This is a genomic window from Pedobacter jeongneungensis (assembly GCF_000633455.1).
Lineage (GTDB): Bacteria > Bacteroidota > Bacteroidia > Sphingobacteriales > Sphingobacteriaceae > Pedobacter > Pedobacter jeongneungensis_A.
This window is the reverse complement of sequence record NZ_AYMG01000013.1, coordinates 144,452-168,481: the sequence shown is the minus strand read 5'-3', so window position 1 is coordinate 168,481 and position 24,030 is coordinate 144,452. Positions and strand designations below refer to the sequence as shown.

General features: G+C 38.5%; 20 protein-coding genes and 1 tRNA gene. 17 read left to right on the top strand and 4 right to left on the bottom strand.

All coding sequences use genetic code 11. The features are described 5' to 3' along the window. The first annotated feature begins 2 nt into the window (after nucleotides 1–2). The 6 genes from U859_RS0112910 (at nucleotide 3) to U859_RS0112890 (ending at nucleotide 5,616) form a co-directional block, all read left to right on the top strand. Nucleotides 3–1,202 carry a glycosyltransferase gene (locus tag U859_RS0112910; protein WP_029985728.1) on the top strand — a complete coding sequence of 400 codons (1,200 nt, stop codon included), beginning with the start codon at nucleotides 3–5 and terminating at the stop codon, nucleotides 1,200–1,202. A 10-nt stretch (nucleotides 1,203–1,212) separates the two neighbouring features. Continuing rightward, a complete protein-coding gene (locus tag U859_RS0112905) occupies nucleotides 1,213–2,415 on the top strand; it encodes a glycosyltransferase (RefSeq protein ID WP_029985727.1) in 1,203 nt (400 codons plus the stop codon). Between the two features lie 144 nt (nucleotides 2,416–2,559). Next, nucleotides 2,560–3,435, top strand: a complete 876-nt coding sequence (locus U859_RS30420) for a condensation domain-containing protein (RefSeq protein WP_205314392.1) — start codon at nucleotides 2,560–2,562, stop codon at nucleotides 3,433–3,435. Nucleotides 3,436–3,501: 66 nt separating this feature from the next. Then, a complete protein-coding gene (locus U859_RS32190; RefSeq protein ID WP_205314391.1) occupies nucleotides 3,502–3,849 on the top strand; it encodes a hypothetical protein in 348 nt (115 codons plus the stop codon). Continuing rightward, on the top strand, nucleotides 3,846–5,114 hold the full coding sequence (locus U859_RS0112895) for a condensation domain-containing protein (protein ID WP_025143779.1): 1,269 nt from the start codon (nucleotides 3,846–3,848) through the stop codon (nucleotides 5,112–5,114). Before U859_RS32190 ends, U859_RS0112895 begins: the two co-directional genes overlap by 4 nt. Then, the gene (locus U859_RS0112890; protein WP_025143778.1) at nucleotides 5,107–5,616 is read left to right on the top strand and encodes a hypothetical protein; all 510 of its coding nucleotides are present in this window, start codon (nucleotides 5,107–5,109) and stop codon (nucleotides 5,614–5,616) included. The genes U859_RS0112895 and U859_RS0112890 overlap by 8 nt, the downstream gene beginning before the upstream one ends. Before the next feature lie 1,092 nt (nucleotides 5,617–6,708). Here the strand turns inward: U859_RS0112890 and U859_RS0112885 are convergent. After that, the gene (locus U859_RS0112885; protein WP_025143777.1) at nucleotides 6,709–8,787 is read right to left on the bottom strand and encodes a hypothetical protein; all 2,079 of its coding nucleotides are present in this window, start codon (nucleotides 8,785–8,787) and stop codon (nucleotides 6,709–6,711) included. A 309-nt stretch (nucleotides 8,788–9,096) separates the two neighbouring features. Between U859_RS0112885 and U859_RS0112880 the strand changes: the two genes are divergently transcribed. Continuing rightward, the gene (locus U859_RS0112880) at nucleotides 9,097–9,930 is read left to right on the top strand and encodes an alpha/beta fold hydrolase (protein WP_025143776.1); all 834 of its coding nucleotides are present in this window, start codon (nucleotides 9,097–9,099) and stop codon (nucleotides 9,928–9,930) included. 39 nt (nucleotides 9,931–9,969) lie between these two features. Here U859_RS0112880 and U859_RS0112875 read toward each other — a convergent pair whose 3' ends face one another. Both U859_RS0112875 and U859_RS0112870 read right to left on the bottom strand, forming a co-directional pair. Then, nucleotides 9,970–10,740 carry a response regulator gene (locus U859_RS0112875; protein ID WP_025143775.1) on the bottom strand — a complete coding sequence of 257 codons (771 nt, stop codon included), beginning with the start codon at nucleotides 10,738–10,740 and terminating at the stop codon, nucleotides 9,970–9,972. Nucleotides 10,741–10,746: 6 nt separating this feature from the next. Further along, nucleotides 10,747–11,442: a LytR/AlgR family response regulator transcription factor gene (locus U859_RS0112870; protein ID WP_025143774.1), complete on the bottom strand. Its 696-nt coding sequence runs from the start codon at nucleotides 11,440–11,442 to the stop codon at nucleotides 10,747–10,749. 249 nt (nucleotides 11,443–11,691) lie between these two features. On the opposite strand from U859_RS0112870, the gene U859_RS0112860 reads away from it, so the two are divergent. The 6 genes from U859_RS0112860 to U859_RS31090 all read left to right on the top strand — a co-directional run bounded on the left by U859_RS0112860 (nucleotide 11,692) and on the right by U859_RS31090 (nucleotide 19,270). Continuing rightward, nucleotides 11,692–12,312 (top strand): insulinase family protein, encoded by a 621-nt coding sequence (locus tag U859_RS0112860; RefSeq protein WP_025143773.1) that lies wholly within the window; start codon nucleotides 11,692–11,694, stop codon nucleotides 12,310–12,312. Between the two features lie 144 nt (nucleotides 12,313–12,456). Next, nucleotides 12,457–13,806, top strand: a complete 1,350-nt coding sequence (locus U859_RS0112855) for a M28 family metallopeptidase (RefSeq protein WP_025143772.1) — start codon at nucleotides 12,457–12,459, stop codon at nucleotides 13,804–13,806. Between the two features lie 43 nt (nucleotides 13,807–13,849). Further along, complete coding sequence (locus U859_RS0112850; protein ID WP_025143771.1) at nucleotides 13,850–14,323, top strand: TspO/MBR family protein; 474 nt, start codon at nucleotides 13,850–13,852, stop codon at nucleotides 14,321–14,323. An 83-nt stretch (nucleotides 14,324–14,406) separates the two neighbouring features. Continuing rightward, nucleotides 14,407–16,671, top strand: coding sequence for a patatin-like phospholipase family protein (locus U859_RS0112845; protein ID WP_240183048.1), 2,265 nt, complete (start codon nucleotides 14,407–14,409; stop codon nucleotides 16,669–16,671). After that, the gene (locus tag U859_RS0112840) at nucleotides 16,668–17,198 is read left to right on the top strand and encodes a hypothetical protein (protein ID WP_025143769.1); all 531 of its coding nucleotides are present in this window, start codon (nucleotides 16,668–16,670) and stop codon (nucleotides 17,196–17,198) included. The genes U859_RS0112845 and U859_RS0112840 overlap by 4 nt, the downstream gene beginning before the upstream one ends. Before the next feature lie 1,496 nt (nucleotides 17,199–18,694). Then, nucleotides 18,695–19,270, top strand: a complete 576-nt coding sequence (locus tag U859_RS31090; RefSeq protein WP_025143767.1) for a 2'-5' RNA ligase family protein — start codon at nucleotides 18,695–18,697, stop codon at nucleotides 19,268–19,270. On the opposite strand, the gene U859_RS0112820 is transcribed toward U859_RS31090, so the two are convergent. Then, nucleotides 19,271–21,700: a BamA/TamA family outer membrane protein gene (locus U859_RS0112820; RefSeq protein ID WP_240183047.1), complete on the bottom strand. Its 2,430-nt coding sequence runs from the start codon at nucleotides 21,698–21,700 to the stop codon at nucleotides 19,271–19,273. Here U859_RS0112820 and U859_RS0112815 point away from each other — a divergent pair. The 4 genes from U859_RS0112815 (at nucleotide 21,685) to U859_RS31085 (ending at nucleotide 23,923) form a co-directional block, all read left to right on the top strand. After that, nucleotides 21,685–22,431, top strand: coding sequence for a TrmH family RNA methyltransferase (locus U859_RS0112815; protein ID WP_025143765.1), 747 nt, complete (start codon nucleotides 21,685–21,687; stop codon nucleotides 22,429–22,431). The genes U859_RS0112820 and U859_RS0112815 overlap by 16 nt on opposite strands. Before the next feature lie 59 nt (nucleotides 22,432–22,490). Next, nucleotides 22,491–22,564, top strand: a tRNA-Cys gene (locus tag U859_RS0112810). 35 nt (nucleotides 22,565–22,599) lie between these two features. Beyond that, entirely contained in the window at nucleotides 22,600–22,770 is a 171-nt protein-coding gene (locus U859_RS0112805; protein WP_010602219.1) for a hypothetical protein, read from the top strand. Nucleotides 22,771–23,050: 280 nt separating this feature from the next. Beyond that, nucleotides 23,051–23,923 (top strand): hypothetical protein, encoded by an 873-nt coding sequence (locus tag U859_RS31085; RefSeq protein ID WP_025143764.1) that lies wholly within the window; start codon nucleotides 23,051–23,053, stop codon nucleotides 23,921–23,923. The last annotated feature ends 107 nt before the right edge of the window (nucleotides 23,924–24,030 follow it).

The following is a 24,030-nucleotide window of genomic DNA, read 5'->3' as shown; positions in this document are numbered from 1 at the left end:
ACATGGCAAAACTTGTATTCGTTGTTCCTCCCCTAACCGGCCACATCAACCCAACTTTGAGTATGGGTGCCGCTTTATTAGAAAGAGGCCACCGTGTGGCATGGATTACTTTAGACCAATCACTGGGCGAAAAACTTCCTGAGGGAGGCGAACTCCTCGTGATCAGTTACGACCAGAACGACCAGCAGAAAAAAGATTCCGAAAAATACCTCGACATCATCACCAAAAAGATTGTTTATGGCATCGATAGTATTAAATTTTTATACGAAGAGGTATTAATTCCGCTTAACCGACACAGTTACGAAGGTATTGCCAGTTTACTCGATCAGTTTAAGCCCGATGTGGTGATTACCGATCACCAGATGTTTGCCGGTGCCATTGCGGCAACCAACAAAAACTACCCTTACGTTACTTCTGTTACCGCTCCTGCTGCTATAAAAGTAATGGATGAGTTGCCAAAAGTACACGAGTGGGAAGTAAACCAGATTGTGGAACTGCAAAAAGAATTCGGCATCACTACAAGCGGCTCCATTGCCTGCTCCGATCTTGCCACATTGGTATTTACCTCCAGAGATTTTTTCGGGGAAATGGATTTACCCGAGCATTTTAAATTTGTAGGGCCTGTTTTTAACCGCCGCAAAACCTCCATTCCTTTTCGCTGGGAAGCATTTCACACCAGCCAACCTAAAATATTGGTAAGCATTGGTACCACCTTCGATCACGAACATAAAAAAGCTTTTTTTGCCAAAGTAATCGAGGCTTTTGCCGATGAAGATATGCATGTGGTGGTGGTTTCCGATCCGGCACTATTCGAAGAATGGCCTGCTAATTTTACCGTGCAGCGCCAGGTACCACAACTGGAACTTTTGCCACACCTTGATGCCGTGGTTTGCCATGGAGGACACAATACCGTTTGCGAAACTTTAATGAACGGACTGCCTATGATAGTGATCCCGATTGCCTACGATCAAAGCCATGTAGCCGGACGTGTTTTCAGGGTTGGTGCCGGAGAACGCTTAAACTTTAACCGTTTTAAAGCCAGTCACCTTAAAGAAGCGGTAAACAAAGTATTGCATAACGACAGTTATAAAATAGCTGCCGAACAAATTAAACAGTCCTTTATAGAAGCTGGCGGAACAGAAAGTGCCGCCGATTTACTGGAAGCTTTAAGCAACAAAACCTCAAACGTATTCATCAGTTAAATTATACACTATGTCAAAATTCCTTTTCGTTGTCCCGCCCTTTTTTGGCCATATCAGTCCAACTTTAAGCATTGGCGCAAGTTTACTGGCCCGCGGCCATGAAGTAAAGTGGCTTGGCATTACCCCGCTTGCTCAGGTACATTTACCCGAAGGTGGCGAATTTATTTACCCTGAAGAAGATCTGGCCGAGTATGCTGATGAAATACAACGCATTTTAAAACGTCAGGATGACGGCCCGGCTTGCTCTGGACCAGAGGTGATGAAACTGGCACTCGAAGAAACCTATGTTCCTTTTGCCAAAATGATGATGAAAGGATTGAACAACTTTGTAGATGTTTGGAAACCAGATGTCATCATCAACGATTGTATTACTTTCGCTGGTGCATTAAGCGCTCATTTAAAAGGCATTCCCTCGGTTACCACCACTCCTGTACCACCAGATGTAATGGGCGATACGGCAACCAGCGCCCCTAAAATATTCGAATGGCAACAAAACCTGATTAAAGGTTTACAAAGAGAAGTGGGTATTTATAGTGACGATATCCACATCCATTCGCACGAGCTAAATATGGTTTTCACTTCACAAGCTTTTGCAGGTTTTGAAGAAAAACCATCGCACATGCATTTTGTTGGCCCGGTAAAAGGCCGGCCAAATTTAGCCCCTTTTGATTGGGAACGTTTAAGCCAGGCCACTACGCCAAAAATATTTGTCTCATTGGGTACTTTACTGGTTGATATCCGTAAGGAATTTTTCCAGAAACTGATTACTGCTTTCGAAAACCAGCCCGTAACCATTGTGGCCGCAACCAATCCCGATATTTTTGAAAAATGGCCTGATAATTTTATCGTAAGTGGTTTTGTGCCACAATCAGAGCTGATGCCGCACATGGATGCTGTAATCTGTCACGGTGGTTTCAATACCGTAAACGATACCTTCACCAATGGTTTACCGATGTTGATCACACCTATTGCCTACGATCATTTTCATACTGCTAAATTAATTGAACAGGCAGGTTGTGGCGTAAGCATCCGTTACAAACGATTACGCATCAGCGACTTAAGAGAAACTGTTTTTAAGCTTTTAGAAAATCCTAAATACCGCCAGGCCGCACAAAAAATAAAAGAAACCTTTATCGAGGCGGGTGGAAATGATAAAGCGGTGCAATTGCTGGAGGATTTTGCTAAAACAGCACAGGCCGTGGAAACGGTTTGATGGCGATTTTACAGGCGTAAATTATAAAAAGCGATCGTCATCCGATAGCTATCGGATCCCACGTAGGTGGGAATCTTAAAGCTTATTGCATTACGATTCCCAATCAAGTTGGGAATGACGGAACGCATTACAACACTAACCTAAATGAAAAGAAAACTGCTATTCGGCGAAAGAATGTTATACGGAGATGGAAAAAATCCGTTTAACATTGTAATACCTTTCAAAATCAGGGGAGAAATCAAGGAAGATGATTTAAGGTTTGCCTTATTTAAAATCCAGAAAAAACACCCCTGGTTAACTGCAGCAATACGTTTTGATGAAGACAAAAAGCCCTGGTTTGTAACCAACCTTAACGAAGCCTTTAAAATACCCATTCGCATTGTGGAGCGTTTAGGTGATGATCATTGGGAGCAGGAATCTACCCATGAGTGGAAAACTGTTTTTGATGCTACAACTGCACCGCTTTGCCGCATTACCTGGCTAAAAGGAAAAGAGGTATCCGAATTTTTGATGGTATACCACCATTGCCTTTGTGATGGCACTGCTGCCCTTTCTATTTTAACAGAACTACTGCAGCTTTTGGATGATCCTGATACCGATATCGGCAGGGAAATCCCGATTATGGGTGTGGAAGATGTCATTCCTGCAAAAGTATTGAACAGTTACCGCAACCGCACCAAAAACGGACTGATTGGTAAAATTGCCACGCTCGCCCTTTGGATCATCCCGATCAAAAAAGTAGCTGTAGAGCGTAAAAAAGATTTTATGTTCCACTGGAGATTTGATCAGGAATTGACAAAAGATATTATCCGCTTTTGCAAAAGCAATCAGTTTACGGTAAATACACTTTTAAGTGCCGCCGTTTTAACCGCTTTCAAAGAAGTAAGAAAAGAAAAAGCCTTTAACAAAATCTCACTTCCGGTTGATATCAGGAACTTTAACCCAATTATTAAAAAAGACCACATTTTCGCCTTCGGATTAATGATTGTACTTTCCCTGCTGCCAGAGAAAGACTTTTGAGAGAACGTTAAAGCTCTACAGAAAGATGTAAATGACAAATCTTCCAAACTGAATCCTTACAGCCTGATGATGATGATGGAAGCCTGCCATCCGGCACTTCATAATTTCACCAATTTCTTAAAATACGGCAAATCAAGTAATGATTGTATGTTTTCTAACCTTGGTAAAATCGATATCCCACATCAATACCAGCATTTTGAAGTAGAAAGCATATTTAGCCCTTCGGTAATGGGGCCTTTGGGTAACACCACTACGATGATTGTGTCCACTTATCGCAACCAAATGGATTTCACATTTGTAGCCAGCGAAGGTTATGTGCCTTTTGTAGAAGCCGAAGCCATTAAAGAAAAGATGATTTCCATCCTTAAAAGCCAGGTAGAGCAACCCGTTGAAATTTTAAACGCAACCGCATGAAAAGAAGATTAATTTTAGGAGAAAGGATTATGCATGTGGATGCTAAAACACCATTAAACTGTGTGTTTGGCGCCAAAATCTCTGGCCAGATCAATGAAGAAAACCTGCACAGGGCATTGCAGAAAATCCAGCAGAAACATCCGCTATTGCAGATGAATATCGATGCTACAGGCAAAACACCCTATTTCGTACATCATGAAAACATCAGTAAAATACCGGTCAGGATTACCGATCGTTTAACAGATGAAGATTGGTTAATACAATCTAAAACTGAATGGTATAAACTTTTTGATTCCCCGAACCAACCATTGGCAAGATTAGTCTGGCTAAAAGGCGAAACCGAATCAGATCTTTTACTCGTACTTCCGCATTGCATCTGTGATGGAACAACCATTTTAAATCTGATGCGCGAACTGATGACATTGATCGATAATCCCCAACAAAATCTGGCGCCTTATCCTTCGTTTTTGTCAGTAAACGATCTGATGCCGGAAGATTTTTCCATCTCCAAACTCGGTCACTTTAAAGGAAAGATTTTTGCAGCCCTGGGTCGCTTGTTTTTCTTTTTTAAAGCCACTTCCAACAATCAAGTAGATCGGAACAATTATGCCGTTCACTGGAAAATTAGTGTCGAAAACACCAAAAAACTATTGCAGAAATGCAAGGAAGAAAACACAACGGTGCATGCTGCCATCTGTGTGGCCTTTATGGAAGCTTTCAAACATGTTCAAGGCACTAAAGCTCATGGCAAAGTGATCTGTCCGGTTGATATCAGGCGTTTTGTAGAAGCCATTAAACAGGACACCATGTTTGCCTTTGCGCCCATTGCGGAGCTTAGACTCGATCAAATAGAAAATAGATTCTGGACCAAAGCTCAGGTGTTAAAAAACGATCTGGATGCAAAAATAGCCGAAATGAAAGTTTACGACCTGTTAAACATCAGCGAGTATTTCCACTCGTCGGTAAATAAAATGATCGGTTTCTTAAAAACAACAAAAGGTACCCACGATGTAACTCTAAGCAACATGGGGCTTTTAAATATACCAAAGGATTATCAGGATTTTTCCATAGAAACCATTTATAGCCCAACCGTTGCCTTTCCATGGAAAAATGCCAATACTTTAGTGTGCAGCACTTTTAACGGACAACTGGATTTCTCTTTCATGTCGAACGAGTCATTTTTAAGGGAATTTGAAGCCTGGCAGATCAAAGACAGGGCCATGGAACTGATTAAGGAAAATTTAAACGAATTGGCCAATGCCTGATTACGTGGAGCACAATGAAGAGATAAAAGTATCGAACTGGCGAAAGTTTGTGCGCAAAAACCTGCTTTTACACCTTATCCCAAACACAGTATTGAATACGGTAATACCTTATTTTGCATTTAAAGCCCAAAATTCGGTGCACCTGTTCAGCGGTGAGCAAAATTTGGCCAGGTTTTTACTGCCCATGTCTTTACTGCTTCCCTTTATGATTACCCTCGATATTTTGAAAAAAATAAAAGAGCTGCAACATTCAGGTGCAATTAACTTTAAGGTGGATGATAAAATTTCGGGTTATCCTTTCATCTTAAAAAAAGCTGGCCTAAACGGTTTGTATAGCATTGCAATTGTATTTGCCCTGATGCTTACGCTACATTTCTCTTTCCCGCCTGACCACGATTTCGGGATTACTCCATCCGCTGCATGCGCAGGATTGTTGGCGGGTTTATATTCTATTACCTTTTTTTATCTGGCTATCAGGAGGTTTAAGATTGATGCAGCATAGTGAAACTTATTGTCATTCTGAACGCAGTGAAGAATCTGTTTCATACCAGCACTACTGTTTAATAAACATACCAACTTTACTTAGAGGCATGTTAAAAGTTCTGCTTCATCACTCAGGGATTCTTCGCTGCGCTCAGAATGACAACAACACCTAAAACAACCATTATTCTTTTCATTGTTTGGTGTCCCATCAAAAACAATAAAACTACTTTTTTGCCCCGGAGACATAGAAACATGGATTTTTATCTGTGTGCATCTTTTTCATCTGTGGTTAATATGCTAACAGTCCGTTGTTAAATAGCCCTGATGGAAGTGGATCCCGATTTAAGCACTAGTTTTTACTTTTTATTGTGTGCTTGCTTGTTTCACAGGTTTCTTCGGGAGCAACGCACAGCAGGACGGAACTTATCCTACACACTACTGGCACTGCGCTCCAAAAAACATCAAACAACTTATGCTGTAAATACCGAATAAAATAATAGCGCTAAGTAAATTGCGTAGTAAAGATCCTTTAACTACGCTACCATTGACAGATTTCAATAGAATGGTCGTCATCTCCACTGCATTCGAGATGAGGACGATATAATGCTAAGGGTGATAAACCGCGGGGAATTTTCCGTGTATTCAGAGCATCCGTGGCAAATGCGTAGGCTCCATCCTTAAAAAGGTCGTCATTCCCGCGCAGGCGGGAATCGTAATGCTTAAAACATGGTTCATTAAGATCCCAATCGGGTTGGGAATGACAATTTACCAAAGTGCATTATACGCTCGAATGCCCTTCGATTACGCTACCATTGACAGAATAAATGAAAAGAGTCATAATTGCGAGGCACGAAGCTAACCGAACGAAGTGAGCTCATGAATGCCTTTAAAAACAACTGCAAAAATGAATAACCTTAATGCGACGCGAGGTAGCGATCGTTGTAAGATTGCTTCGTCGGCTGAAAAAGCCTTCTCGCAATGACGAATTTGGCGGCTTATCATTGCGCTAGGATTTTTCTGTCATCAATATTGATTTTTATAAAATAAATTATCCCTCAGGATGACAATCGTATAGATTTTCTGTGTTTCATCGCTCAGAGTGACAGCAAAACTACTCCAACCATACCATCTGCGTAAATGCACCATTGGTTGCGATATCCCAGACCTCTACCCTAACCCATTTGCGGCCTTTTAAATCAATCTGCCAGCTAAAATCTTTTTTACCAAATGCCATTGTACTACTTAAGTTAATCCGTTTACGGTACACCTTTTCACCATCACCTGATACAATTTCCGCAAAACTTAAAGGGAAGGTCCAGTTGAGCTGCATATTTACCGTTGCTTTACCACCAACATCAATTTTTAATGTTTCTCCTGCACCTTTTCCATTGATATTGAATGCAGGGATCAACACTTCTCCTGTCGACACGAAGAACTTACCTTTTCGAATTACATCTAAAACAGGTTGCCAGCCATCGGCATAATTCGGCACTTTATCCAATTGCAAATAGTTCACATTTAAATGTGCATACATTTCATTCTGTTCGGTAATGGTAAAAATATCAGCCTCCGAAATCACATGTTTTTTTAAACCCCAATTGGCCATATCATCCATCAGGTTCAGCACCCTTTTACTTAAGGTTGGCAATGAAAGATCTGCTGGTATAGCCTTCCATGCAGCCCCCATAAAGGTTTCCGATTTGAAAAAATCTTCTTCCTTATATTTATCCGGATAACCTGTTGAAGCTTTCGTTCTGGCATGTGCCGTCCACGCCAGGCCATGCTCCTGTTCCAATAACTTGAGCATTTCAACCTTATCATTTACACGGTACACTTTACCATATTTTGGATCGTTGCTTTCGAAAAGAAGATCATTTTTGCGCGACATGATCCAGTAAATCGGTTTTGGAAAAAAGGCCAGCCAGTGCCCTCCATAAAAATTATTTGCTTCTTCACCCGGTAATAACAGAAAATCATTATCTGAGAGTCTGTTTGTTTGCTTAAACAGTGCATCCAATTCATTTAACCGTATAGAATCTGGCCCTTTTGGGTGCCCAGGACCATGAAACTCTGCCAACTTCACAATATTTAATCCTGTTTTCTTCAGCACCTCCACAAATTCGGGTTTTTCGGGAATAGTTTTTCCACTTAACACCACGTCAGAAATAAACTCGTTGTGAAAGTGACTTGCCATGGTTTTGTAACCCGCCAATGGCACATAAGTATCGTTGTGCGTAAACTTCTTTACTTCGGTTAAAATGGCATCTGCTTTCCCGGTACTCAATAAACAGAAAAAATTGAGACGCTGTTTGGTATTTGGTGGCGCATTAAACCAGGGCACATAACGTTTATCACCCAAAGGATCCTGACGGATGCCAATTCCATAATCGGGTAATAAATTTAAATAATTACTGCCTTTCCAGGTAAATTTGAGGTTAAAGGCTTCGTCCAATGGATAAAAATACTGGTGTGGTGCCGGAAAAACAGCTAAACTTCCACCAGCATTTTCGCCAATAACAGTACGGTATTTTACTTCGAGGTTTTTAGCAGGATCGGTTTTAGTTCCTTTTTCCGTCTGAAGGTTTCCTTTTACATCGCTCCAGGCCACATTGGTCCATACTTCTTTTTTATTTACCAATCCGGCATCGTATAAAATTGCTGTAGAATCTTTTTGGGTAGATACCACTGCGGCCACGTTGAACAAGGGACTTCCATTATAAAGGGTAATTTCTAAAACACCGTTAAAGGACTCAGATTTTACACCTGCTATTTTTACGATAGTCTGAGAACCCTGCGTAGAAACACTGACACTTCCTTTTTCGAATTTTACAACATTTGTAGTGTAAGGCCGTGTGGGTACCCGATCAAAAAATACATCCCACCCTCCACTTTCCGGACTTAAAGTACGCTTACCCACCCTCAAAACAAATGCAGGATCAAGATTGGCTGCGATCTCTTTTAAAGCACCCTTTTTTCCCAATTGTAAACTGCTGAATAAGGGTTTCGCATTATCGAGGTTCAAAACCATTTTACCAATACCGCCATTGCCAGTCGGCCAGTTAAGCACCAGTTCTTTTTGCCGCGCCGAAACAGTGGTTCCATTGGGTCTAAAAGCTTTTAAATTAACCTGGCTATGTGCATTTATAAAGAATAAACATGAAACAAGAAAAATTGGGACGAACTTTTTCATTAGGGATATTAGTTTTTTTCGGTTAGCTGATTACATGCAAGATAATGATTATGAGCAAAATGTGTGCTTTTACAGTATTGAGTTAATGATCTTCAGCATTTAATTTTTCATTTCTAAAACCTTAAAGCCCTTAATTTCGTAATAATAAAACCCAACAAATAATTGACCATTAAGGAATTAAGAACATTAAAATAGAAAGTCGTAATGCCTGTTCACAGACCCCCGCAGTGCGTTTTGTTCATTTTTTATTTTTTTATAAAAAAACCGTTACATTGTTTAACTTGAATCAGAATTTAAAAATTAAACATCTTGCATCCTATACTCATCAGAAATAATGTAAAAATCCTTGGCGAAGGTAGCCAGGTAATCATGTTAGCCCACGGCTTTGGCTGTGCGCAAAGTTCCTGGAAATACATTACAGATGCTTTTCTGGAAGATTATAAGGTAATATTATTTGATTACGTAGGCTCTGGCGATTCGGACCTCAGCCAATATGATAAACGCAAATACGCTACTTTAGAAGGTTACGCCTGTGATGTAATCGATATTATCGAAACCCTCGAGCTTTCCAATGTTATCTTTATCGGCCACTCGGTAAGTAGCATGATCGGCATGATTGCCGCACTACAGCTACCGGAAGCATTTAAAAAATTGATATTTATCGGACCATCGCCGAGGTATTTAAACGACCGCGATTATATCGGCGGTTTTAATATTGGAGATCTTGAAACCATTTTTGAACACATAGCTGAAGATTATGTTGGCTGGAGTAAACAATTGGCCCCTGTGGTGATGGATACCCCATCCAAACCAGAACTCTCTGATTTTTTACAGGAGTGTTTCGAAGCAACAGATCCGAGCGTGGCACTGGCTTTTGCAATGGCCACCTTCAAAGCCGATTACAGGGATAAATTAAAAGACCTCGAAGTACCAAGTTTAACACTACAGAGTTCAAACGATATTATGGCTCCGTTATCAGCTGGCGAATTTATCTACAAAAACACTCCCGAAAACTTTTTGGTGGTTATGAAAGCTACCGGCCACTTTCCGCACATTAGCGCACCAGAAGAAACCATCAAAGAAATAAAAGAATTTATTGGCGATTCAAAGTCAATCCCCACATCTGGTCACCTGTATGCCTGATAAGATTTAGCAAGAACAACAACACCAAAGAAGAGATTGTTATATTGAATGATCCAAAAATACACAAACCTCTTCTTTGGCCTTTTTACAGACGGATACAATCAAATCTATATGATGCTTAAACTCATCCTGAGTGAGGTTATCATATTCAACAGATTCAAGAGCTAAGTTTAATCTTGGCCTTAAACCCATTAAATAAACAGTTGATTTCATTTTATGTACTGTACGCTTTAATTCTTCGTAATTTTCCTTTTCCAGGCTATTAACTAAATGGATTAACTCATCAGAAATAATTGTTATAAACTTTTCGGCCATTTCACGCTCAAAATCAGAGTCACCCATACTAATTTCTCTTAAATAGCTTAAATCGATGGTTTCGTATGCCCTGGTTTGAATATGTTCACAAGATGAAACTTCTTTTTGTAAAAACTGGGTTAAAATACCAACTAATTCAATTTTTGAGATCGGCCTGGTAAAACAGCCACTGATCCCTTTATTAAAAAATCCTGTTTTTATTTTCTCCTCGCCATCTGCAATAATGGCCACTATCGGTATATTTAAAAGTAAATCGTTTTTAATCAGTTCTACTATATTGTTCCCCTCAAGCTCAGGCGACTCCATATCGATTAAAATAAGCTTAAAAGTAAAATCACTAAGTTTTTTAATTACCTCCGCTCTGTTTGCCGCAATATTATAAGTTACATCGTACTCTTCAAGATAACCGGATAACTGTTTATGATCCGCCACACCAATAACCAATACATCAAGTTGAATATCCGGTGCCTGGTGTTTTTCATCATTTACCTCCATAAACCGCTATAATATATGCATCCGTTTATTTAAAACAGATTTATAGGCATCTGATACTGGAACAAACTGCTTATGTATAATTAAAGTATTCCCTTCTATGGTATCTATTTTGCCAATATTGATAATGAAAGACCGGTGAACGCGGACAAAATTTTTAACAGGAAGTTTATCTTCGATCGATTTTAAAGAGGAGTGTATAGAATACGTTTTTTCAGCCATATAAATTTTCACATAATCGCCCTGCGCTTCCAGGTGATTAATATCATCCAGTTTGATCCGCCTGATTACCCCCGAATCCCTGATAAAAACAAAGTCATCCGGGTTGTTGCCAATAAACAGGTTACTCAGGTGAAAAATTTCCTTTGCCTTGTTAATTGCCATTAAAAATCGGTCGGGCGTTACTGGTTTGGCTATAAAATCAACAACATTAAGGTCGAATGCTGCTGCAGCGTAATCTTTTTTCGAGCTGATAAATATAATTAACGGTCTTTTTTCTCCCAATCCCTTAACCAGCTCTATTCCCGATATTCCTGGCATTTCAATATCCAGCAACAAAAGGTCTATTTTATGGATAGCTAAATTTTGATAAGCATCTGCTGCATTTTCGCACTCGGCAATCAATTTCAAAGAAGGATCAATCTTCAAAAAATGACTTATGGTATTCCTTGCAATTACATGGTCATCAACGATTAAGCAATTCATAATATCAGATTAACGTCACAAATAAAACTAAGCATAACCAACAGGAATATTTTCAACGAATAAATAATGAACAAAATGAATAAAATTTATATTTGCAGAAATCCGATCCTACTTTCATCACGTATATACGCCCGTTCGTCTATGATTCCTGCCTTTCTAACGCCTTGATATTGGCCAAGAAGCCAATCAGCCCTAGATTTGTTCAACATTATCCAACAAAAGTTAACCCTATTATTTAAAAAAAATAAAATGAACACCATTAAAGCAATTGCACTTTCAACCCTATCCATCCTTTCGGTTTATACTGCTAAAGCACAAACCTTTAAAGAGCCGGTGGGCTACAAACTTAAAAATGGCATGAACATCATCATTTCTGAAAATGACAGATCGCCAAAAGCTTACTCAAGCTTTACCTTGGATGCTAAAGCATTCGACAGTAAAAAAGATGGAGTAGTTGAGTTATTAAATGCTGTATTAAACGAAAATGTTAACAAAAACACAAACATCAGTTTTAAAGATAACAGCGGCAAACTGGCTACTGCCAGTGCTGATCTGGATAAAGATTTAACTGAAATGGCTTCTTTGATCCAAAATGCAACAATCGATCAAAAAACTTTCAATACAGCAAAAGCTAAATTGATTACCAGCTTAAAAGCCCACGATTATGATTATGATCAATCGGTAAATGAAACTTCAATCAATGCTTTAACCTTAGCTGATGTAAAAAGTTTTTACAGCCAGATTTCTCCTGAGAAAACATTTTTAACCATTGCAGGTGATGTAGAATTAAGTGCTGCAAAATCATCAGCTAAAAAAGCTTTTGGTAACTGGAGCAAAACACAAGAAATTGCTTCAACTGCTGCAAAATAATGTTAAACCAAACAAATGTGGCCCTTTGATTAATTTCAAAGGGCTTTTTTTATGCTTAAAATGTTACAGAAAAACGCATTTCTGTCCGATTTTTTAGTTTATCATTCAATATATTAGCTATCTAATTAATTTTTGGCGATACAGATGAAAAAAATCTACTCAATTATACTTTTTACTTCAATAAGTCTATCGATAAAAGCGCAAACCGTAGTCATCCGCAATCAGGATATCGATAAAATGGTTAAAGCAGTTAATCAGGATTCTTTAAAGTCGTATATCTCAAAAATGGTTGCTTTCGGCACACGAAATACATTAAGCGATATTAAAAGCAAAACTAAAGGCATTGGTGCAGCCAGAAATTGGGTGGTGAGTAAGTTTAACCAGTTTGCAAAGCAAAGTGATGGCAGGTTAACCGCCTATTTAGATACCACCACTTTTAACCCCGACGGCAAAAGAGTAGATCAGCCCACATTATTAGGTAATGCTGTTGCTGTGTTAAAAGGTACCGATGCAAACGATAAACGCGTATATGTGGTGAGCGGTCACCTCGATAGCCGTGTTACCGATGTAATGAACAGAACCAGCGATGCGCCAGGGGCTAACGATGATGGCAGCGGTGTAGCAGGTGTAATTGAAGCGGCCAGGATTATGAGCCAATATAAATTTGCTGCCACCATTATATTTGTAGCCGTAAGCGGAGAAGAACAATCTTTATTGGGATCTGGCTTTATGGCTGCAAAAGCAAAAAAAGAAAACTGGAATGTAGATGCCATGCTGAATAACGACATGATTGGCAGCAATAACAGTAGCGAAACGCAGATTATAGACAATACAAGATTAAGGGTATTTAGCGAGGGATTGCCCAGCTTCGACCTGGATAAAAATGCGAAAAGCATCCGCCAGTTTGGTTTGGAAAATGATGGAAAAAGCCGTCAATTGGCCCGTTACGTTAAAGAAATCGGCGAGCGTTATGTAGATCAGCTCGAAGTAAAACTGATTTACAGGAACGACAGGTTTCTACGTGGTGGCGACCATACCCCATTTGTAGAAAATGGTTTTACAGCGGTGCGCATTACCGAAATGAACGAAAATTTCGATCACCAGCACCAGGATCTCAGAACCGAAAAAGGCATCAGGTATGGCGATTTGCAGGAGTTTATGGATTTCGAATACCTGCGCAAAAATACAGGCGTAAATATTGCCGTTCTGGCCAATCTGGCAAAAGCCCCATCTGTTCCTACCGAAGTAAAAGTAGACGTCAAAAACCTGAGCAACTCTACCTATTTATATTGGAAAGCACCTGCAAACGGCACGGTAAAAGGCTATTATGTGTTGATGCGCGAAACCAGCAGCCCCGTTTGGGAAAAGAAATTTTTCACTTCTGCCACCGAATTAAGGTTGCCTTACAGTAAAGACAATTATTTATTTGCTGTACAAAGTGTTGGAAACGAAGACAATGAAAGTTTAGCCGTTGTTCCGGGCATTGGCAGATAAAAACATTTTAGGTTTTGCCAATGTTTAAACTCAAATTTACGGCATGAAATTTAAACCGGTAGCTTTTATCATTAATATAGCCATTACGCTGGGTGTTGGTGCCCTGGGCGGATGGGCAACAGCCCAATCAGTTAAAACCTGGTATCCAACACTCAACAAACCTTCATTTAATCCTCCAAACTGGCTTTTTGCCCCTGTTTGGACTACCCTTTATGTATTAATCGGTATTGCGGCTTACCTGGTTTGGGTGAGACGCGATAAAATCGTGCATTTTCCACGTACTGTAGCCATTTACCTCATTCAATTGATTTTAAATTTAGCCTGGTCCTTCATTTTCTTTTACCTGCACGAAGTGGGTTTTGCCCTGGCCGAAATCATTTTACTGCTCGTGTTTATTGTAATCAATGCCACAACCTTTTACAAAATCAATAAATGGGCAGGATTAATATTTATTCCATATTTTATTTGGGTAAGTTTTGCATCATTTTTAACATACAACATTTTTATATTGAACTGATTTTAAAAGAAAAACCCCTATTTTTAGGGGTGGTAACATTTAAAAGATTTTTGCTGATCCTTTTCGTTCTGTGCTGTAACCAATTGCAGGCGCAAAAAGTTGGCCTTGTTTTTAGTGGTGGTGGCGCAAAAGGATTGTCGCACATTGGCACTTTAAAAGCCCTCGAAGAAAACCATATCCCAATCGATTATATTACGGGAACATCAATGGGCGGTATTGTTGGGGCCATGTATGCTGCAGGTTATAGCCCGAAACAGATCGAAGAAATAGCGCTCAGTAACGATTTCCAAAATTGGGTAAACGGGCGGTATACCAGCGATTACACCTATTATTTTCAGAAAAATGCCCCAAATGCCTCTATGCTTACCGCAAAAGTAGCTATTGATACGGGTTTCCATTTCAGTTTCCGCTCTAACCTCATTAACGATATACCCTTAAATTTTGCCTTTTTAGAGCTTTTCTCTCAGGCATCAGCGGTTTCTAAAGATAATTTCGATAACCTTTTTGTACCCTACCGTTGTATGGTTGCTGATGTACTGTCGCAAAAAAGCATCACCGTAAGCAAAGGCAGTTTGGCCGAAGCAGTAAGGGCTACAATGACCGTACCCATTGTTTACCGCCCTATTAAACTGGATGGAAAATATGTTTTTGATGGTGGCTTGTACAATAACTTCCCTGCTGACGTAATGGAAAGGGATTTTAAACCCGATTATGTAATCGGAGCCAACGTTTCTTCAAAAACCTATAACGAATATCCCAAAAACATCGACGACCGCCTGATGAACCGTTTTTTGGTGTATATGTTTCTTTCCAAATCAGATTCTACCATGATCGGCAAAAATGGGGTTTACATCCAGCCTGATCTGGCCAATTACAGCGTAACCAACTTTGCACCAGTGGCAGAGTTAATTAAAAAGGGCTACTATGCAACAATGGCCGATATGCCGAGAATTAAAGCTTTGATCAGCAAACGGGTAAACGACGACGAACTGGCAAAAAGAAGAGAAAAATTTAATGCAAGAAAACCTGAATTAAAGTTTAGCAATGTTACTGTATCAGGTGTTAACGCACAACAAAAGAAATATGTAGAAAGGCTTTTTAAAAGTGACAAAACCACTTTCAACCTTAAAGATATCAGACGTGGTTATTACAAATTAGTTGCCGACCAGACTTTCGAAACAGTTTATCCTAAAATATCCTATCAGGCAGCAACAGATAGTTATACTTTCGAGGTAGTGGCACAACCCAAGAAAAGTTTTAAACTCGATCTGGGCGGAAATATTTCCACCAGGCCAATCAGCAATGTTTTTCTCGGTGCACAATATAATTACCTCAACAGGAAATCTTACACTTTTGGTACCAGTTTTTATTCAGGCCGTTTTTACGAATCCGTTCAGGTAAACGGACGAGTGGATTATCCAACCAAACTGCCATTATTCCTCGCTGCAGAATTAACTTATAACCACTGGAATTACTATAACACCAGTCAGATTTTTATCGAAAATCCCCGCCCCATTTATATTGAACAATCTGACCGGAAAATCGATCTGATGGTGGGGATGCCTTTAAATTACAATAGTAAAATTGTCCTCCACTCCACCTTTATCAACAATAGCGACCACTATAGCCCAAATAATACCTTCAACGTTGGTGACGTATTGGACGAAACCATTTTTAATGGCTTTAGAGGTTCATTAAATTTTGAAAAGAATTCGCTCAACCGAAAGCAATATGCCACAAACGGACAGAGTTTTTCGTTAAGTTTTAATTATACTACAGGTCGCGAAAATTACGATCCCGGCAATATTTTTCGCAATACCCCTGGTTTTGTAAAAAGTCCCGAATTTAGTCGTTTGCACCATTGGGGCAGTATAAAACTCACGCAGGAAAATTATTTTTTACACCTCAAGAAATATACTTTGGGTTATATCATAGAGGGGGTTATTTCCAATCAGCCTTTATTTAGCAATTATTACGCTACCTTGTTAACTGCTCCGGCCTTTTATCCGTTACAGGACAGCAGATCCCTGTTCCTGGATAAATTCAGGGCCACCACTTATGCTGCCGGTGGAATAAAAAACATTTATAATGTTAAAAAAAATCTTGATTTTAGATTGGAAGGATATTTATTTTTGCCTCATAAAGAGTTTGAGCTGAACAGTTTCCAGGATGTAGATTACGCAAAAGCCATTACCAAATTACGTTACGCAGGTACGGCAGGTTTAGTTTATCATTCTCCGCTTGGCCCTGTAAGCTTAAGTTATAATTTATATAATGATGCGATTAAAAGAAATGGTGTATTATTGCATATCGGTTATTTAATTTACAATAAACGTTCTATCGAATGAAACGAATCTTACTCTTATTATCCTTGTGTTTAACCGGTTTTTTTGGCTTTGCTCAAAATGCGGCAATCAACAATTTTCTCGTAAAAGAAAATCTGCTTAAAAACAACAAACTGGCCATTATTGCTGCCGATTCGTTAAATACGCCCAACGAGAACATCAATGGAACTTACACCTTTAGCGTAAGTGGTTTTACACAAATATTAAAGTTTAACGATGGCATTGCTGTGCTGCCATTACCCATCGATAAATCGACATTTGTTTACATCAAACACCAGAACGATACTGGTACGCACAGTAAGCTGGTTTATGTGTATAAAAAAGATACCGATTTAAGTCCTTATGCCATAAACAGTTTATGGCTTTTTATTATCCCGATTGTACTCATCATTATTGCCTTTGCCTTCCGTAAACTCATTATATTTGTGGTGATTGTATTCCTGGTATTTGTTTACTTTAACCATAGCAACGGCTTAAACCTTTCTACTTTTTTCGAAAGTATTTTTGATGGCTTGAAGAATCTCATTTGATGTTTTTGAATCATTAGCGTAAATCGTCATTGCGAGAAGGCTTTTTCAGCCGGCGAAGCAATCTTTACTGTAAGGTTTGGGAATTTGTTAAGCAGAGTGTAAAAAAGAGAAACGAAGACTGCTTGTAGTTGCATGATTTATTTTTTTAGAAAAGCAGTGTCTGTGGTGCTTCTGTTCTGCCAGTCCCGCCCTTTGCTTAACCCCGATAAGTTTTCGATAAATCAAATTGAACTTAAATCGGGGTAACGCTGTCGGTCGGGTTTATTAAACATGGGACAATCGCACGAAATCCAAAATTTATCCGGATATTTTAATAGGCTTCTCCGTGTTAATCCGTGCATCCGTGGCAAACTTTCCGCTTCCATTGGCGCAACAACAATATATGGTCTGTGAGGACACAGACCAAGGAAGTAGCTTTTTATTATCCCGATTGTACTCATCATTATTGCCTTTGCCTTCCGTAAACTCATCATATTTGTGGTGATCGTATTCCTGGTATTTGTTTACTTTAACCATAGCAACGGCTTAAACCTTTCTACTTTTTTCGAAAGTATTTTTGATGGCTTGAAAAACCTCATTTGATGTTTTTGAATCATTAGCGTAAATCGTCATTGCGAGAAGGCTTTTTCAGCCGGCGAAGCAATCTTATTCCAAGGTATACAAATCGTTAAGCAAAGCGTAAAAAAGAGAAACGAAGATTGATTGTAGTTGCAGAATTTATTTATTTTTCAGAAAAGCAATTTCGGTGATTCTTCGGTTCTGCCAGTCCGCCCTTTGCTTAATCCCGATAAAAGATCGATAAAATAAATTGAACTTAAATCGGGATAACGCTGTCGGTCAGGTTTATTGAACATGGGACAATCACACGAAATCCAAAATTTATCCGGATATTTTAATAGGCTTCTCCGTGTTAATCCATGGCAAACTTTTCGCTTCCATTGGCGTAACAAAAATAATTGGTCTGTGAGGACACAGACCAAGGAAGTAGAGACACGAACCACGGCGATAGCATAATCGCCATAAAATCCACAATTCTCACTGGTACTAAGCCATCCAATTTTTTCGTGCTAATCCGTGCCTCCGTGGCAAAAGTATAAATGGCTCTTAAAGACAGGAACCTAGGCAATAGCGATCTGAGTTATAAATTCCTCCGTGTTTTCCGTGCCTCCGTGGCAAAAATATAAATGCTCGTAAAGACAGGAACCAAGGCAATAGCGATCTGAGTTATAAATTCCTCCGTGTTTTCCATGCCTCCGTAGCAAAAATATAAATGGCTCGTAAAGACACCAACCAAGGCAACACCGATCTGAGTTATAAATTCCTCCGTGTTTTCCGTGACTCCGTGGCAAAAATATAAATGGCTCGTAAAGACAGGAATCACGGAGTTGGGTAGTCAGATCTTCACGCTCTCGCCCGTTTCTAGCGAGTAGGGCAATAACCAATCATTTTAATGATTTTTCACTTTCATTATACTAATATTTTTAGTAAATTTGTTTATGGAAAATCTATTTTTAGTATGTATAATTCCACCCATTTCTATTGTAGAAGATATTGATGAGATCAGAAACTACATTTCTGAGAAATTTAATGTGCACGAATCCCTAAAAAGACCGGCACATATTACTTTGTATCCACCAGTTAAATTATCATCGTTTGAAGCAGAAAGCAGGTTTTTCAAAGTGTTGGAAGAAGCCTCATTCAATATTCCGTTTACACAGGTATTAAAAAATTTCAGTTCCTTCCCCGAACATACCTTTTTCCTTGATGTAGAAAAAAACGAAAGCATAATGAACTTAGGAAAACAGATCAGAACTGCGTTACTGCCTTTAAAATTGCAAGAGAAAAGAGACACCAATAAATTTAACCCACATTTAACGCTGGCTTTTAAAGATCTTAAGTCTCCCGTTTTTAAACAGATTACCGAGGAGTTTAGAGACAAAAAATTTAAACGCGAATTCCACGTTGCTTCTTTTTCTGTTTATAAACACCAGGACAAAAGATGGCAACCTTACAAAGAATTTTATTTTAAAGATCCCGCTACAAAACCTAAAGCATTAAGCCTTTTCGGTTAATTAAAACGGCATACCAATACCAAAATTATACTGAAGGAAACGATAGGTATCAGGACCGTGTGTTGAGTTATAATTATTTTTAAAATCTCTAGCGCCAGAGAAAAACTTACTGATTACCCATTGATCGGAGCCCGTAAACTGAGGATCTTTAAGTTTCAGGCCAACATCGAACCTAAATACAAAATATTGCACATCGTACCTTAACCCCAAGCCGGTACCCACAGCTAATTGTTGGGCAAATTTGCTTAATTTAAACACGGTTTGTTCATCAAGCGCCGGAGTTGCAAGAAGAATCGATTCGCCTTTACGAAGATTCCATACATTACCAACATCAACAAAGGCCGCTCCTTTTAAAGTGGCCCCAAAAAATTTCTTAGCCACAGTAAAGCGGTATTCAAAATTGGTTTCAATCCGCATGGTTCCAAGCTGATCAAGTCCATAAAATGCTTTACGCAAGGTATCACTCCTTAAAAGTCCTCTGTCATAATTTCCAGGACCGATGGTTCTCGCCTGCCAGGCCCTCACGCCATTAGATCCACCTGCAAAAAACTGTTTTTCAAAAGGAATACCAGTTAAAACCGAATTTCCGTAAGCGTAAGCCACGCCGGCATTTAAACGTGCAACAAACTGTCTTTCACCTCCTAAGTGTTTATACCACCTTATATCAACCTCTGGCCGCATATATTGATTAAATGGTAAACCCAAAATCTTAGCCGGATCACCATTGGCAGGATCGTGCTTAGAGCCTGCTAATTTGGATATCCCCTGTAGCATATTTCCGGCAATATCCATTCCTGCCCTTAAATAAACGAAAGAACGGTATTCATTTAGCTTATTCGCATTTAAGGTATAAGTATATTTCATACCCAGGGTTAAATCTTTACGGCCCAATAATGTAGAGTAATAAAGGTTATTTAATACGGTTTGTGCATCTACATTAGGATCCAGATAGCCAAAACGGTATTCAAAGTTTAAAGGCGTAAAAGAGTGCAACTTAGATTTCGTTTCTACCCAATCATAAGTAATGGAATTGATAAAAATCCTCCTCACCGAAACATCTTTCTGTAAAGCATAAATATAACTGCTCGAAAAAGTAGTATGAGGCATTCCATTTCCTCCTAAAGTAGGATTATAAAAAGGAATCATTAACCTTGGTACTGTAATACTTCCACTGATCGAAAAATCACGCTGGTAAATGTCACTGAAAGGTTTAGCTCCATTGCCTATTCTGGATTGCAAACCACCTTTTACCTGAAGTTCGAACCGCTCCGCACCTCTAAAAATATTGTTATTGGTGTAGGTATTACTTAAGTTAAAGCCAACTGTACCACCATTAAACGGTACCTCACCCTCTATCCGGTTACTCATTACTTTCTGTGGAATAAGCTGGATTACGGCATTAACTTTATTCGAGGTACTATCCCTTCTAAAATAATCGATCTTTACGTTTTTAAAAATATTCAATTCGTATAAACGATCGTATGTCAGGTTTTCATTGCGGATATCGTAAAGTTCGCCTTGTTTTAAGAAATCATACCTTACAATCGGATTTCTCCTGTAACGTTTAGAGAAATCGGTAAATATGATTCCATTGACAGTATCTTTATTTAATTTGTAACGCACCGAATCAGGAAAACCATCAGGATTTGGAGCGATAATCATGTGGGTATATCCGATATTAAACTGCTTGTGCGGGCCTTCGTTCGGATCAGTTACATTCAGGTTCAAGTCAATTTTATTGGTTTTCGAACTCGCCTCTGCACCATACACGTCGAAATTTACATAAGGCCTTAAAAAATAAAAATAACCGTTTTCTTTCATGATGCGGTAAATCTGTTCCCTTTCGTAAGTTAGGGAGTCCTCATCATATTGCATGCCTTTGTGTAAATGGGTGATGTTCGCCTTATTCGATTCGTAAAGGTTTTTAATATTTGCATTCGGAATGGAATCGGTTAGCTTATCGATAAAATACGCTGGTCCAGGTTTAGCGCTGAAAATAACTTCTGCCTTTTTATCAGCCACTTTTATGGAAGAAGTAACTTCTGCCTGACGGTAACCTTTACTTTTTAAGAATTTCTGTATCTGGGTTCTCGAAATTTCGACCAAAGTACTGTCTAAAATGGCTGGTGGCGTGCCAAATGGTTTAATATCACTCGTTTTATACCTTCCATCTTTGGTATTAAACAAGTTATATAATGGTACCTGGATACTGAGCTTAGAGGCAGGCCTGAGATCTTTCTGAACATAATTATAAGCTTGCTCTTCAAATTTCGCATCAACACTATCAATAGTAACCTTTTTTACGATCGATTGATAGTCTGCAATGTATTTTGTTGATGAACAGGCCTGAATTAAAACAATAATAAATAGTAATATTGCAGTGCTTTTCAGTTTAATATTTATTAAGTATTGGTATGCTTTCAAAATCACAGATTAGTTTTATAAAGTCGTTACATCAAAAAAAATACCGTAAAGAGCATGGTTTATTTATTGTTGAAGGCATAAAATCTATAAAAGAGTTTATTCAGTCAAGTTACCACATTCATACCATATTTTACAACAGCGAACAATACAATTTGTTACCCAAATTGCCCGCAAATATAAACTTATTTGAAGTAAAGAACGCTGAATTAGACAAGATTAGTACGCTGCAAACTCCACAGGGCTTTTTAGCACTTGTTCACATCCCTAAAAACAAGGAATTAGATCAAAAAGAGTTGAAAAATCAGTTTACTTTGGTTTTAGATGGCGTGCAGGATCCAGGCAACATGGGTACCATTATTCGTACAGCAGATTGGTTTGGATTTAAAAATATCATTTGCTCGGTTGATTGTGTGGAAGTGTTTAATCCCAAAACAGTACAGGCCACCATGGGCTCTCTGGCAAGGGTAAATGTTTTCGAAGCTGATTTACCTGGGTTTTTAGCTGATAATACCATCCCTGTATTTGGAGCATTGTTAGATGGCGAATCGATTTATAAAACCCAATGGGGCAGTGAAGGATTGGTAGTTTTGGGTAATGAAGGGAAAGGAATATCACCAGAAGTGATTAAAAAAATAGATAAACCGGTTACCATTCCGAGGATTGGCGAAGCTGAATCGTTAAACGTGGCCGTAAGTGCATCAATCTTTTGCGCTGAGTTAGTGCGAGTTCGAAATTAAATTGAGATATTATTTGCGGGCTAACTAATAATTGCTATTTTTGCAGCCTTGAATTTAAAGGTCGAGTGGCCGAGTGGCTAGGCAGAGGTCTGCAAAACCTTCTACAGCGGTTCGAATCCGCTCTCGACCTCCATTTGTACAAATAAAATATAATAAAAGGTTATTACCATGGCAGTTACCAGATTAAAAAGAAAAGACAGAAGAAATAAAAATACAGCTCACCAGGAGGTAGCATTTTTAAAGAGAGCAACTAACATCGAGTTAGGTAGCCGTTCTGCACAACCTAAAAACGATCAATTAGCTAAAAACAATGCTGTTTTGGCTGGTTTAGCAAAATAGTTTTTAGAACTAAAAATTTTTAAAGCATCCTTCTGATCAAAGGATGCTTTTTTTATGCGCTAAAATCTACATTAAGACTTATCCCTCTTAATTATTTTAATTCCTTAATGGTATTATTTTCATTATCAAGCTGGCGACACACAACCATCTTAGTTATAGCTTCTCCGACAATTATCCTACCGCTAAACGACTAAGATCATCAAGTTTTTAATATCAATTTTTAAATTCTTTTTTTTCCTATCTTAAATTTATATTTTCAAACAAATTAATGACTCAAAACATGAATTCTACAAGACACCAGCTATCAATTATTATTGTTTTTTTAATCAGTTCATTAACAGTAAAAGCGCAATACTCTAAAGAAAACGTAGAAACTAACCAAAATTCGTTTTCAACTATTAATGGCCAATGGATGGCAGTTAATCCAACAAACAATACACTTGGGTCCAATTTTTACCAAGGGTTAAATTTTGGATTTGACATTAACAACTACATGAGTATTACTAATCCAATTTCTACAAACGAACTTTATTTCGGTCGCTGGGATTATTCATGGAAGGGCTGGAACAGGATTTGGCATTCAGGGAATCTAAACAATACAAATGCTGATTTTAGTGCTAAAACATTGGATTGTTCCAAATTACTTTTAAATATTCCAGGCAGTATAGATCAAATTAATGGACTAACTATTGATGTATATTCTTTTGGCACCGGCGAAAATGCTTTAAGAAGTTCATTCTTTAAAGTCAGAGATATTGGAGCGAGCAATTACATTCCATTTATTATTCGTGGTGATGGAAATGTAGGTGTAGGTGTGGCCAATCCAACCGTAAAACTGGATGTAAGTGGGACAATTAGAGCCCAGGAAGTAAAAGTATGTATAAATCAGGGCTGCGATTTTGTTTTCAATGATGATTATAAGCTAATGAAGCTAGAAGACTTAGAGAAATTTGTAACAACTAAACAGCATCTTCCTGAAGTTGCTTCAGAAAAGGAAATGATTAATGATGGATTAAACATGAAAGATTTTCAGCTTAAACTTTTACAAAAAATGGAAGAGATGACCCTTTATGTAATTGATCTAAATAAAAAAGTTAAAAGCCAAAATCAAAAGATAAAATCTCTTGAATTAAAACTAAAGCATAAAAAGTAATCGATTTATTAATGCTTAGGATTTTGTAATATAACAATTCTATTAGTTTCTTCTGACCATTAAGAAGTGAAGAACATTAAGACTTATCTTCCCTTAATTTTCTTAAC